Genomic DNA, 12,856 nt, shown 5'->3' with positions numbered 1-12,856 from the left:
CTACTAAAATTCGTTTGGCTTATCCGTGATGATGTAATCCACACCCAAATCGTAAAACGCCTGTGCTTTGTCTGGCGCATTCAACGTCCAAATCTTTAACACCAAACCCGCGTTTTTAATCGACTTCGCAATCTTAGCATCAAGAATTTTGTGATCAATGTGGATGCTGAACAAGTCCAAGTCTTGCAACGACTCTAGGCTAAAATCATTCCACACTTCGCAGATGAACCCACGTCTTACTTCTGGTATCTGCGCTTGGCAAATGGCCAGTGCCTCTTTGCTAAAACTTGATAAAAGCAGCTTATCCAGCGGGTAGTTTTTCTGCTTCACTACCTTAACCACTTGCTCGACCAGGGTGTCGATGGTTTTGTCATCGTAAGTTTTCAACTCCAGATTCAGCGTGAGCCCGAGTTCGACACATTTATCCAACGCCTCTTCGAGAGTGGGAATGGATACTCCTTCGAACGATGTACCGAACCAGCTCCCTGCATCGAGTGCTTTAAGCGCCTTAATATCAAGGTCTGATACTTTACCTTTGCCGTTGGTACAACGATCAACTGTCTTATCGTGAATGATAACTGGAACGTTGTCTGCGCTGAGTTGGGTATCGATTTCTACCCATAGGGCACCTGACTTAGCAGCGTGTTCAATGCTCACCAAAGTATTCTCTGGTGCTAACGATGCCGCACCGCGATGGCCTGTAATCATAGTGTACCCTCAATGTTCATTTGAAAACCAAGCGACAATAGATTGGTTTTATTACAGTTTTATTATTTATAACGATATATCCTTTAATTTAGCTGAAAAACGACATCAGCGGCAATGGCTGATGTTGCTAAACAATTGTGAGATCTCATTCAAAATATGTTCATATTAATAATGAAAATGTTCATATGAGTGTAATAATTTGCTCGCATACTCTACAAATATTACATATCACTCTCTAATTTTTATAAAACAGCCATCAATAAGGTACTGACAAATGAAAAAGCTATTAGGTGCGGTAATTACAGCGGCAGCGCTACTTTTAGTAGGTTGTGGTGAATCGAAAAAGCCTGAAGCTGAGGCGACTGCTGATCCAATCAACATCAACATGAGCCTGGTATTTACGCAAAATGAGTTACTGACTAAGGAGCTCATTAAGGCGACAGACAAAATCCGTGCACGTACTGACGGTTCAGTGAACATCAAAGTATTCCCAGGCGGGCAGCTACCTGTATACAAAGATAACCTAGAGCAGGTTGTAAACGGTGCAAACTGGATCGCGGTCGAAGATTTAACCTACCTAGGTGACTACGTACCAGACTTCGCGGCGCTTGCTGGACCAATGCTTTACAACACGTACGATGAATACCTAGCAATGATGGACACAGAGTTTGTCGCTGGGCTAAAAGCGAAAGCAGAAGAGAAAGGTATTAAAGTACTGAATGCAGATTACATGTTCGGCTTCCGCCACATGATCACCAACAAAGAGATCGTGAACTCTGCAGATATGAAAGGCATGCGTATTCGCGTGCCACAAAGCCAACTGTTCATTAGCACGCTATCTGCGATGGGCGCGGCACCTGCATCTCTGCCATTCCCAGAAACCTACGCAGGTGTTCAGCAAGGTGTGGTTGACGGTCTGGAAGGTTCTATTCTGACGATGTACTCGACTAAGATCTATGAAGTCGCGAAGAACATGTCACTCACCAAGCACTTCCTTGGCACAGTCGGCATCTATATTTCTCCTAAGTTGTGGGACAAGTTCACTCCAGAGCAGCAGCAAATCATTAACGAAGAGCTGGAAGCGGGCGCGATTTCAAACACCTCTGAGCTGGTCAAGCTAGATACGGAATACACCCAGAAACTGGAAGAACTTGGCGTAACGTTTAACGAAGTCAACTCTGAAGAGTTCAACCAGCTAACGGCTGATGTCTACAACCAGTTCCCTGAATGGAGCGAAGGCATCCACGCTAAGATCATGCAAGAGCTAGAAACGATTCGTGCAGCTCAATAACTCACAAAACACTAACTAACCTAGATGCGGCTTGATGTTTTTCAGGCCGCATTGTTCGTAAATTATCTATGGTTAGTAGGTAATTTACCGGAGAAGATTTTTTGTTTTTACTAAGAAATATTGAAGAGGTCCTCGCTTCGATTGCTATTTCAATCACGGTACTGGTTGTGATTGTGAACGTCGTTTTACGTTACGGGTTTGGCTTTGTCGTCCCTTGGAGCGAAGAGCTGTCTGTGATCTGCTTTATCTGGGCGGTGTACTTAGGTATCAGCTCTTGTTACAAGCATAAGCTGCATATGGGCGTCGACGTCATGGTCGCTATGCTGCCAAGCAAAGCGAAACCTGCATTTAAGCTCGGTGTGTCTGTGTTCTTACTGGCCCTCAATATCTTGATGGCGATTCTGAGCTATCAATACCTGATGCTTTCCAACAAAGTCACGCCTGTAATGGGCCTGTCGTACTTCGCCATTAACGGCGTACTGGTACTTTGTTTTGTTCTTATGGCTATTCACACAGTGAAGTTCATTGTGGATGACGTCGCGTTACTTAAGCGTTCACAAAAATAGGTTCTGTCGATGGAAAGCTATCTGCCAATCATCATTCTATTTGTCCTTTTTCTGCTCAATATTCCCATTGCTTTTTCACTGATCGCCTCATCGATGGTCTACTTCTTATTCATCAATGATTCGATTCCCGTGAGCTTGGTTATGCAGCGTTTCATCAGCTCCGCTGAATCTTTTCCGCTGTTAGCGATACCGTTTTTCATTATGGTTGGCTCGGTCATGAACTACGCTGGGATCAGCCGAAGCCTACTGGCCTTTGCCGATTCTATGATTGGCCACAAAACAGGTGGTCTGGCACAGGTTAACGTAGCATTAAGCACGTTGATGGGCGGCATTTCAGGTTCTGCCAACGCTGATGCTGCGATGCAGTCGAAAATACTGGCGCCAGAAATGACTAAACGCGGTTATGACCTACCCTTTACCGCAGCGGTAACCGCAGCTTCTTCAAGCATCAGCCCAGTGATTCCGCCGGGTATCAACCTGATCATTTTTGCGTTGCTCGCCAATGTTTCTGTTCACCAGATGTTTATTGCGGGTTATGTGCCAGCGCTCCTGATGGCGGCTTCCCTGATGCTGACCATCGCGTTTATCGCCCGCAAACGTAAGTACAAGCCATCTCGTTCAGAGCCTGCAACAGCGAAAGAGCGTTTCCATTACTTCCTGAAAGCCGTGCCTGCATTGCTGATTCCTTTTGGCATCATTTTGGGGATGCGCTTTGGTTTGTTTACACCGACAGAGGCAGGTGCGATTGCGGTTCTACTCTGCATCATCATTGGCGCATTTGTGTATCGCGAGCTTGGCTTTAAGCATATTCCAATGATCATGCGTGAAACGGTTCAAGGCACCAGTAGCGTCATGTTCATCATTATTGGTGCTATGGTGTTTGGCTACTACATGACGCTGGAACAAATCCCACACAATGTGGCCTCAGCACTGATTGAACTGACAGACAACAAACTGGTATTGCTGCTACTCATTAACGCTCTGCTGTTAGTTGTTGGGATGTTTATTGAAGGTGGCGCGGCGATGATCATCCTCACGCCATTGCTACTGCCAGCCGTACTGAACTTGGGCGTCAACCCAGTTCACTTCGGCATCATTGTCATTGTAAATATCATGATTGGGGGTGTGACACCGCCATTTGGTTCAATGATGTTCACCGTATGTTCCATCCTAAAGGTACGTATGGTTGATTTTGTACGAGAAGTGGCGCCACTACTGTTGGCGCTACTGGCGGTGTTGATGCTGCTGACTTTCTCAGAAAGCTTAGTGATGTGTTTGCCGAATTTACTTTAACACGATGTATTGAAAGAATTTTGAGGTGTAGAAATGAATTCGGTAACGAATGATTTAAACCAAAACTGGAAACAGGTCGACTGGGTACTGACGGATGTCGATGACACCCTGACTTGGGAAGGCCGTTTGCCGCCAGAGACCTTAATCGCACTACAAAAATTAAGAGACTCAGGCAAGAAAGTGGTCGCTGTAACGGGGGCGTGTGCGGGTTGGTGTGACCATATTGCCCAGCTTTGGCCTGTGGATGCCGTACTGGGTGAAAACGGCGCGTTTATTATGGAAAAGAAGGATGGCTATCTTACCCTACGCTCTGGTGTTCCTCTTGAAGCTATCCGCGACGACCAAACAAAGCTCAAAGCGCAGGTTGAAGACATCCTACGTGACTACCCAGACTTGTCGCTGACACTGGATCAATCCTATCGCTTGTGTGAAGTGGCGATTGATATCGGCCAGAACCGCCCCCGTGTAGACGAAACCGTGATCGAAGAAATTGTCGCTAAGATTCATGCTTTAGGTGCCCACGCCACCGCCAGCTCGATTCACATTAATGCATGGTATGGCGAGCACTCGAAAAAGGCCACAGCAACAGCATTCCTTACCGAGAAAGGCCTGTCTAGCCAAGAGATCACAACGCGCGCCTGTTATGTCGGTGACTCAATGAACGACCAGCACATGTTTGAAATTATGCCAAACAGTGTTGGGGTCGCGAATATTAAGCACTATTGGGATCGCTTGGCGTTTCATCCTTCGGTCCTAATGACGGAGCCAGGCGGCTACGGTTTTGCGCAGTTTACTGAAAAGTTGCTAGCACTCAATACTCAGTAAGCAGTTAAGTATTTAGCCCTAAAGTGCAACCTGTTCATGCCCAGGATATTCAGCTTTTACCATGGAAGGTACTAATCCAACGTAGACCAATCGACCTAGGCTTTATCTATCTTTAAAAAACTGCCTAACAACCCAACTAAAGAAGACAACGGGTGGGACAACTTGAATGAATAATAAGATAGGCTTAGGAAAGAAATAGATCAAAGCAATCAAAATTAATAGACAAAGAATAATAAGACGCACAACATAACGTGCGTAGTAAGACAAGTCATGCACACTTGCAGCAGTTTGAGGCTCATCAATGAGCCTCAACACAGACTGAATTTTGACCGTTTCGGTGCCACCTTGGGAAGAGTGATGTTCTACATCTGTGTATGTTGCATTGTTTGAGCTTTCGACATAAGTTACCCCACTCAAATCGTATATCTGTGAAAATGGGTATTTAAGGTCAACAGTGATCCAACTGTCGCATTCGGTTTTAATAATACAGAAATTCTTGATTTGATTTCCTTCTTCTATCTCCTTGTAAACGAGGTCTACAAGCTTTGTAGGCATCTTTGATGCCATGAGAAACTGGAAACACGCGTGGCAAATTCCGCCTCTAGAGGCTAATGCATTGGGGGCGACAAACTTATAGCACTTATTGCAAGTAAATATGCCCATAACTGAAGGCCTAATTCGGAATTACCTCGTCTTACGATAATTCTAGAACAGTACCTTGTATATGTTGAATGATGAGCCTAGGGGAAGGGCGCTCCCCTAGTCCGGTGCTTTCTGACCTTATTGTTAATATTATCGATGCGCACTAATCAATCGCTTATGGAGCTGATCTTTCATCACTGCCCGATCATGTTTCATTTTGTGCATTTCTTCATCACTAACAGGAGAGTCCATCATCTCCAATTTGCGGATTTCCTTATCTAGTGAATCGTAGGACTTCATTGCAGCGAGAAAATTTTCATCCATTTTAGCTAATGCTCGAATGGTTTCTTTATACTGTGGAAACTCATTGAGTAGAGAGTGGTCTTCACCTAGCATAACGGCTCCTTTGCTTATCTTAGTCGATTTGGTTAGGTTATTTTTTATACAAACATAGCACCCTTAATTACCCATCGTTGCGATCTCAATCGACAACTTCACTCGGGACTCTATTTTTGACCAAATCTTAACTTTTCCTTCTGAAAACCTTAGTTCATCGGTAGCACCGAAAATTCACTGGCTCCGCCCAATTAGTGATTTCTCAATTCCAGTAGCGTTTGTAGGGATCAATCAAACCAGAATACATGGAGTCAAACATGAGAGAACTCACTTTAACCTCGTCGGTTGGAATTGGCGCAGACAACACACCAGATGACGTACTCAACGTACAAAAAGCTTTGAACCAGTTGAGTGATAAAATTGGCTTAACAACCCCACTGCAAGAAGATGGTGTTATTCATTCAGAGACTGACCAATCACCAACGTGCCTAGCGATCGCCGCAATGCAAAAAACCATTCTTGGCTTTCATCACCCTGATAGCCGTATCGATGCGAATGGCAAAAGCCACCGCACACTCAATAAAGTTCTGGGGACAGGGCAAAGAACTCTTAGTTCCTTATTCTTGCCAGCGATTGACCCCGTCAAAGGGCTGACTGACGAAGACTATCATGATGCAGCCGAATCTCTGGGTTGTGAAGTCGCCGCGATTAAAGCGGTCTCAGAGGTTGAATCTTCCGGTAGTGGTTTCTTCGAGTCTGGCTTACCTTGCATTTTGTTTGAAGCCCATCAGTTCTCTAAATACAGTGATCGTCGCTTTGATGAATCTCATCCGAACCTCTCATCTCGAAAATGGGATCGTTCACTCTATGTGGGTGGTGAAAAAGAGTATGACCGCCTGAAGCAAGCCATCGACTTGGATAGAACTGCCGCTCTGAAATCAGCCTCTTTCGGCCGTTATCAAATCATGGGCTTTAACCATCAGGCTGCAGGTTATGACGATGTCGAAACGTTCGTTCACGACATGTTCGTTGCTGAGCGTCATCACCTGATGGCCTTCGTCAACTTTATTAAGTCAAATTCTAAGCTACACGAAGCAATACAAGCTCTCGACTGGCCAACTTTTGCTCGTTACTACAATGGTCCTGGCTATGCAGAGAACCGCTATGACGAGAAATTGGAGTCCGCTTACCAGACTCATTCAGCGTAACAGCTTGCGCAGGGTAACCTGCGCAAATTTCACTTAGGCGCAGAAAGGAGTCTATTCATGAACAATTCCCAATCAACAACCATCGCACAATCCTACGATGATTATTATCGCATCGGCTTGTACACCTCTCGCTATCCAAAAGCCAATATCCGGGTCTTGAATACCCTTTTTCATCACGCTCAGTTTCTCGATCAAGATGCAATAGCACTGGACTATGGATGTGGTAACGGGCGATATAGCTACCCACTGCTCAAACAAACAAACTTACATCTGTATGGCTTTGATATCAGTGAAATAGCGGTTCAACAGGCCAAGCAAGCAACGCAGCACTACTCCGAGCGCGTGGAGTGGTTTAACGACCAAACACAACTGATCCAACACATCGATAGTCACAAGGTAAACTTCCAGTTAGGTTTACTTCTTTTTGGTGTCATGAGCCATATTCGAGAGCAAACGGAACGCATCAAACTCTTAAAGTGGTTTTATACAAACATGCAACCCGATGGCTCACTGATCTTATCCGTACCTAATCGACGACGGCGTTTTTTCAAACGGCAATGGCAACAAAGAAATCAGCAACAACTGCCGGGAGATATTCAATACGAGCGTTACCAGTCGGGCCGAAAAATCCCTCTTTTTTATCATCTTTACACTGTAAACGAGATTAAATCAGAGCTCCTTGAAGCCGGGTTTGAAATCGAGACAATCACCGCAGAAAGTATTTTTCCAGAGCGTTTTGTGATTCAGAGTTCTGTAATGGCCTTTTTAGATAATTTGCTGTGTAACCTTCTGCCAGCATCACTGGGTTATGGCTTATTAGTAGTGGCAAGGAGGCGCGCATGATTCGTTTGTTTACCCTCTTCTTGTGCTGCTACATGCTGCTCCCTGGACATGTTCAAGCGCAAGACTTACTGAGCAAAATTAAACAATCTGGTCGGATTGTTATTGGTGTCAAAGCCGATTACCCACCTTGGGGAATGCTGGACAGTAATAGTCAACCGGCAGGTTTTGAACCCGACTTGGCAAAAATGATTGGCCAAGCGCTCAACGCCAAGGTCGAATTCAAAACAGTCACTAGTGCTAACCGATTCCAAAAACTTAATGAAGGGCAAGTCGATATGCTGATTGCTACCGTTGGCGATTCGATGCAACGTCGACAGCGCGTCCGTATGATCACACCTCACTATTTCCGCAGTGGTGTCACTGCACTGGCCCACAAATCCAACCTTGTTGCACAGTGGACAGACTTAATCGGAAAGCCCGTCTGCCTGACGGCTGGGGCATACTTTAATAAGTCTTTGGTACAAAATTATCGGATCAAACCAATCATTTTAATGAGCAACCGAGATGCCAAGCTGGCTCTGCTGACGAATAAATGTCAGGCATGGGCTTATGACAGCGGCATCCTATTCCACTTGTCGAATCAAAAAGAGTGGAGTGACTATAGTGTTGATGTAGAAACCATCATGCCCATTCACTGGTCAATGGTCACTCGCAAGGATACCGCATCACAGTCTTTCGCAGACTGGTTGTCTCGCTTTATTGCCAGCCGCATCAGAGATGGTAGACTAAAGAGCCTCGCTCAACAATGGCAGTTGCCTGAACAGGACTATCTCACTCAGCAACACAAAAACTGGAACTCAGTAGATGAAAATGGTGATGCCTTGTGTCAAGCCAATAGCCAGGAAATAAGCCGGCAGAAACTCTGTTTTGATACTGTCATATCGCTTGGTCAGCAGGGTGATAAAAAACTGTGGCCTTTTGACCGATTCGATACCGAACGGCTTATCCAGTCAATGCTCCATACCGCTCTCTTCACTTTGGTGTCGATCTTTACAGCGGTAGCACTGGCATTATGCTTTACCCAAATGACCCTGAGTTCAAAAATCTGGGTATCCAAACCCATCGCCTTTCTGACTCACCTACAAAGCTCAATCCCTCCGATTTTGATGCTTTACCTGATCTATTTTGGCGCTTTATCTTTCTGGAATGAGCACGGCCAGCATTGGTTATTAAGTGGAGCCAGTGTCGCGTGGTTGGTACTGGCACTGTACACAGCATCAGGAATCAACAACCTAGTCACGGCAGAAGTGGCATCACCACTTTCCTTAACTCAGCGATACCTTCATCATAGTGCAGGAGTCAAAGCCAATTTAGTCAATCTCGCCAAAGCAGCCGGCATGGCCAGTGTTATTGCTTCCCCCAATGCCGTGCTTGTCGTTAACACCTTAGTCTCGAGTTCTGGCTACCCCGTCCTACTCATGACTCTTCTGGCTCTGTTTTATTATCTCGAAGTCCTGCTGTTTGCTTACCTTGTCGGCAAGCTATTCACACGCTATTCCGATTATCTGAAACGACAAACTTCGGCCGATATCAACAACAAAGGAGCGTTGCAATGATTCTATCAGACATGGCTTTATGGCTGTCGCTCACTTACGCGTTTAGTCTCAACATCCTAATTGCCATATCAGCAATGACCATCGGCTTCCCACTAGGGGCTCTCTTAAGCCGTGGAGCGAATCACAGCCAAGCCCCCATAAAATGGTTGGCAAAAGGCGCTCAATCTTTGCTCTGCAACGTGCCCAGTTTTGTCATGCTGTTCTACTTGGCGTTAATCGTCCCCTCACGCTGGGAAATGATGGGGTTCGAGATGTATGTCCCAGCTTTAGGTAAAGCTATCATCGCTCTGGCTATCCCTGTCATGGGCTACAGCTGTGACCTAGCCACACAAAAGCGTACCAGCGGTAAGTCCTTCTCGTTATCGGCCGTCAATCAATTTTTCCTAGTCATCTTGATGGCTTCCACCACAGCCTCGGCTATTGGGGTGGACGAGATTCTGGCTACATCAAACTCCTACATTGCTTCATCAGGAAAAGCCGACGCGATACTGCCTATTTACACCATGGTGGCGTGTTTCTTTATTGTCAGTGGCGCCTTGTGCCAAAGCTTTTTGAAGACTTTCATCGCACTCGCTGAAAAGCGTCAACATCGGCATGTTGAATCGGGAGACCAATCATGATCAAACCTTCCGAATTGCAGTACTACCATTTACGCTGGATTGCCGCGCTCATTTGGTCAGCCGCGGCCTTCATCACCATCAGTATTTACCAGTGGCACGCAGATATCGATACTGAAATCCGTCATCATCTGGTGCAGCAGAGCCAAACCGCCACTCAAGCCATTAATAAACGCTTGTCTGAGTTATCACACAAGACAGAACTGCTCGCCTCTGCCATCAATCAGAAGCAACATGATGATCAAGAGCTGCGTGATTTGATCACTCAATCCGTGATGACCACCAAAGGCGCACATCGTGGAGGGATCGCCTTTCACAAAAATCGCTATCCACTGTCAACCAACCCTTTGTATTCGCCCTACTTTCAAAAAAATGGTGAGAATCGTCCAAACCAGTTTATTTCAGAGCGTTACGACTACACCTTGCCAGACCGAATGAACAACGGCCCACGCACATTCTGGTTTCACCAACCAATGGAAAAAGGCAGCATGTGGATGGAGCCGTATTTCGGTACTAACGCCAACACCTGGCTGGCTGAATATATTGTACCGTTTGAGTCCAGCTACGATGGGCAGATCAATAACGGCTTTGATGGCATTGTCTTTCTCAATTTTTCCCTCAACAGCCTGACGAAACAAGTTCTTAACCTTGACCTTGGAAGCCAAGGCTTTGGCATGTTGATTTCACATACTGGGCAGATATTGGCCTACCCTAATAAGTCTGTGCTAGGCAAGGATATTTATCGCTTAGATCGCAACGAATATCCGCTTCTTGCATCGATCTCAGAGCAACTTTCTAAAGGCAACTTGTCTACCTTTTCTCATCCTGTGACAGGTCGAGAAGAATGGATGGTGCTGAGCAACATCGCTGGCCTAGATGCTCAACTTGGGCTCATCATTGATGCTGATGAGCTACGAAAATCTACCGCCTCTCACGCTTGGTATCATGATTTGGTTTGGTTTCTGCTCATCGCAGGCTTGATTATTTTTATCGCTTCTTTGCGTTTTCCCAACGCCTCGAGATACCGATTAAGACGCCTATTCACTGTTCTATCCTTGTGCCTTCTTTCTTATCTTTTACTGCTTTGGTATCAAGCCCTTGCACCAAAACCGTTGAGTAAAGGAGAAGCATTATTAGTCAACGAAGAAAGCGCCTATCTGGCTTCGCAGGCTCATTACCCTCTAGGGGGGAAAGCGTCCTCTGAGCACATTCACCCTATCAACTTAACCGTAGAGTCCTTAGATCTTGTTGAAGCCGATCAAGTCAGCATTGTGGGGAAAATCATCACCACAGAGCAAACCACCGATGAGCCCCCCCTGCATATCAATAATTCACTGGATACCTCTTGGTCTTTGATTCGAGAAAGTGAAGAGTTTCAGCTCTGGCAGTTTGTCGCCCTCATCAAACAGCCTTTTGATTACGAGTCTTTTCCGTTTGACCGTGAAGTCATTGAATTGACTATGATTCCGAGGCCAGAATCTGGCTACCTGATGTTGGTTCCAGAATTCGACAGCTATCCGTCAATGCGACCCGAAGACCTGCCCGGAATTAGGATGGCCGAGCACGATTTTGGTAGCTGGAAGCTGCTGCAAAGTTACTTTAGTTATCAGACTGACCAGCTTTACAACGGCCATCGCACCATCAACCTTAAGTACAATATGGTGATCCAACGCAGCATCACTGGTCCACTGATTAGCCATATCATGCCGCTGTTGGTCGTGAGCTTTCTCACTTACTGTATGTTGCTTCTATGGACAAAAGATGAAAAACAGCAAGCACTATGGGGTTTCAACACTGCCACCGTTCTCCAATACTGCGCGTCATTGTTTTTCATCTTAGTCATTGCGCATGTTGCCCTACGTGAAGAATTGAACGCCCAAGGGGTTATCTTCATCGAATATTTCTATTTTCTCGCTTATCTGCAAATCATTTTCACCTCGATTGGCGCTCTGGCGTACACCACTGAGATGAAAATTCATGCACTAGAGTACCAACAAGGGCTGCGAGTCAAACAATGGTATTGGCCATTACTGCTGATGCTGTCATTGATAATTACTTTATTGTTTATCGAAAAATAGCCGAGCATCGATTCACGGCAATTCTAGTTGAAAATCCCCGAGTATTTTTCGGGGATTTCGCTACATTAGACACGTTCAATGCCCTAAAAAACAAGGAGTGACTCGTGTCAGTGAATACCCAATACATTCAACAAGAAGTACTTAAAATTCTCGATCAACTGTCGATGCCAGAAAAGCTATCTCAAGACAATATGGATGAGTGCTGGCAAAAGCTCAATCAACTGCAAGTGCTCAATCAAGTTGAAATTTCTGCACTGGATTTTAAAGGAAGCAGCTCCCCATTGGATGAGTCGATCACGATACGAAATCGTGGCAATCTGACCGTTGACATTAGTGGCTGGCACATCCAGGCCGGGTCGCCTGAACAGCAGTATATCTTCCCTGAGCATACCTACTTATCACCGTCTGAAAGCATCAAAATTGATACTTCTGGCAAATCTGAGCACAGCTTCGGCTCTAATCAACCAGTGTGGAATAACCGAGGCGATCTTGGCACGCTGGTTAACCAAAATGGACAAACGGTGTCCAGCTTCATTTATGGTGATAAGGCCCACCCCCATACCATCATCAGTCATATTAACTATGACGGTGAAGAGTTTCGCAGTGAAGGGGATGAGTATGTTGAAATTCATAATACCTCTGAATATATCGTTGACCTCAGCAACTGGCGCTTAGAAGCACTACGCAATGAGCGTTGTTTTGTGTTCCCTGAAAACACTCAGCTTGCGCCACTAACATCGCTGCGCATCTTTACCAACAAAGCTTCGCTTGAGCGTAACGAGTTCAGCTTTAATAGCCCTACCGCCCTGTGGAACAACAATGGCGGTAGCTGCGCGCTGATCGATTATCAGGACAGAGAAGTGTCCAGCTATAACTATTAATCAAAAGGGGAT

Annotated in this window: 13 protein-coding genes; 10 read left to right on the top strand and 3 right to left on the bottom strand. The window is 45.6% G+C overall.

Translation table 11 applies throughout. From position 1 onward, the window contains the following. Nucleotides 1–3: 3 nt before the first annotated feature. Nucleotides 4–708, bottom strand: coding sequence for a glycerophosphodiester phosphodiesterase family protein (locus L1D15_RS00540; protein WP_239874310.1), 705 nt, complete (start codon nucleotides 706–708; stop codon nucleotides 4–6). A gap of 274 nt (nucleotides 709–982) precedes the next feature. On the opposite strand from L1D15_RS00540, the gene L1D15_RS00535 reads away from it, so the two are divergent. The 4 genes from L1D15_RS00535 (at nucleotide 983) to L1D15_RS00520 (ending at nucleotide 4,683) form a co-directional block, all read left to right on the top strand. Then, on the top strand, nucleotides 983–1,999 hold the full coding sequence (locus L1D15_RS00535) for a C4-dicarboxylate TRAP transporter substrate-binding protein (protein ID WP_239874309.1): 1,017 nt from the start codon (nucleotides 983–985) through the stop codon (nucleotides 1,997–1,999). A 101-nt stretch (nucleotides 2,000–2,100) separates the two neighbouring features. Further along, on the top strand, nucleotides 2,101–2,565 hold the full coding sequence (locus L1D15_RS00530) for a TRAP transporter small permease (protein ID WP_198562599.1): 465 nt from the start codon (nucleotides 2,101–2,103) through the stop codon (nucleotides 2,563–2,565). Nucleotides 2,566–2,574: 9 nt separating this feature from the next. Beyond that, nucleotides 2,575–3,858, top strand: coding sequence for a TRAP transporter large permease (locus L1D15_RS00525; protein WP_239874308.1), 1,284 nt, complete (start codon nucleotides 2,575–2,577; stop codon nucleotides 3,856–3,858). Nucleotides 3,859–3,891: 33 nt separating this feature from the next. After that, on the top strand, nucleotides 3,892–4,683 hold the full coding sequence (locus tag L1D15_RS00520; protein ID WP_239874307.1) for an HAD-IIB family hydrolase: 792 nt from the start codon (nucleotides 3,892–3,894) through the stop codon (nucleotides 4,681–4,683). 102 nt (nucleotides 4,684–4,785) lie between these two features. On the opposite strand, the gene L1D15_RS00515 is transcribed toward L1D15_RS00520, so the two are convergent. Both L1D15_RS00515 and L1D15_RS00510 read right to left on the bottom strand, forming a co-directional pair. After that, the gene (locus L1D15_RS00515) at nucleotides 4,786–5,238 is read right to left on the bottom strand and encodes a hypothetical protein (RefSeq protein WP_239864740.1); all 453 of its coding nucleotides are present in this window, start codon (nucleotides 5,236–5,238) and stop codon (nucleotides 4,786–4,788) included. A 237-nt stretch (nucleotides 5,239–5,475) separates the two neighbouring features. Beyond that, nucleotides 5,476–5,721 (bottom strand): DUF465 domain-containing protein, encoded by a 246-nt coding sequence (locus L1D15_RS00510; protein WP_239835618.1) that lies wholly within the window; start codon nucleotides 5,719–5,721, stop codon nucleotides 5,476–5,478. Nucleotides 5,722–5,978: 257 nt separating this feature from the next. On the opposite strand from L1D15_RS00510, the gene L1D15_RS00505 reads away from it, so the two are divergent. The 6 genes from L1D15_RS00505 to L1D15_RS00480 all read left to right on the top strand — a co-directional run bounded on the left by L1D15_RS00505 (nucleotide 5,979) and on the right by L1D15_RS00480 (nucleotide 12,844). Next, nucleotides 5,979–6,869: an N-acetylmuramidase family protein gene (locus L1D15_RS00505; RefSeq protein WP_239874306.1), complete on the top strand. Its 891-nt coding sequence runs from the start codon at nucleotides 5,979–5,981 to the stop codon at nucleotides 6,867–6,869. 57 nt (nucleotides 6,870–6,926) lie between these two features. Then, nucleotides 6,927–7,712: a methyltransferase domain-containing protein gene (locus L1D15_RS00500; protein ID WP_239874305.1), complete on the top strand. Its 786-nt coding sequence runs from the start codon at nucleotides 6,927–6,929 to the stop codon at nucleotides 7,710–7,712. Further along, nucleotides 7,709–9,268, top strand: a complete 1,560-nt coding sequence (locus L1D15_RS00495) for a transporter substrate-binding domain-containing protein (protein ID WP_239874304.1) — start codon at nucleotides 7,709–7,711, stop codon at nucleotides 9,266–9,268. The genes L1D15_RS00500 and L1D15_RS00495 overlap by 4 nt, the downstream gene beginning before the upstream one ends. Beyond that, on the top strand, nucleotides 9,265–9,888 hold the full coding sequence (locus L1D15_RS00490; protein ID WP_239835627.1) for a hypothetical protein: 624 nt from the start codon (nucleotides 9,265–9,267) through the stop codon (nucleotides 9,886–9,888). The genes L1D15_RS00495 and L1D15_RS00490 overlap by 4 nt, the downstream gene beginning before the upstream one ends. Further along, the gene (locus L1D15_RS00485) at nucleotides 9,885–11,963 is read left to right on the top strand and encodes a hypothetical protein (RefSeq protein WP_239874303.1); all 2,079 of its coding nucleotides are present in this window, start codon (nucleotides 9,885–9,887) and stop codon (nucleotides 11,961–11,963) included. Before L1D15_RS00490 ends, L1D15_RS00485 begins: the two co-directional genes overlap by 4 nt. A gap of 104 nt (nucleotides 11,964–12,067) precedes the next feature. Next, nucleotides 12,068–12,844, top strand: coding sequence for a lamin tail domain-containing protein (locus L1D15_RS00480; RefSeq protein ID WP_239874302.1), 777 nt, complete (start codon nucleotides 12,068–12,070; stop codon nucleotides 12,842–12,844). Nucleotides 12,845–12,856 lie beyond the last annotated feature (12 nt).

This window comes from Vibrio sp. Isolate25 (assembly GCF_022398025.1).
Lineage (GTDB): Bacteria > Pseudomonadota > Gammaproteobacteria > Enterobacterales > Vibrionaceae > Vibrio > Vibrio coralliilyticus_A.
This window is presented reverse-complemented; position numbering and strand designations above follow the sequence as displayed.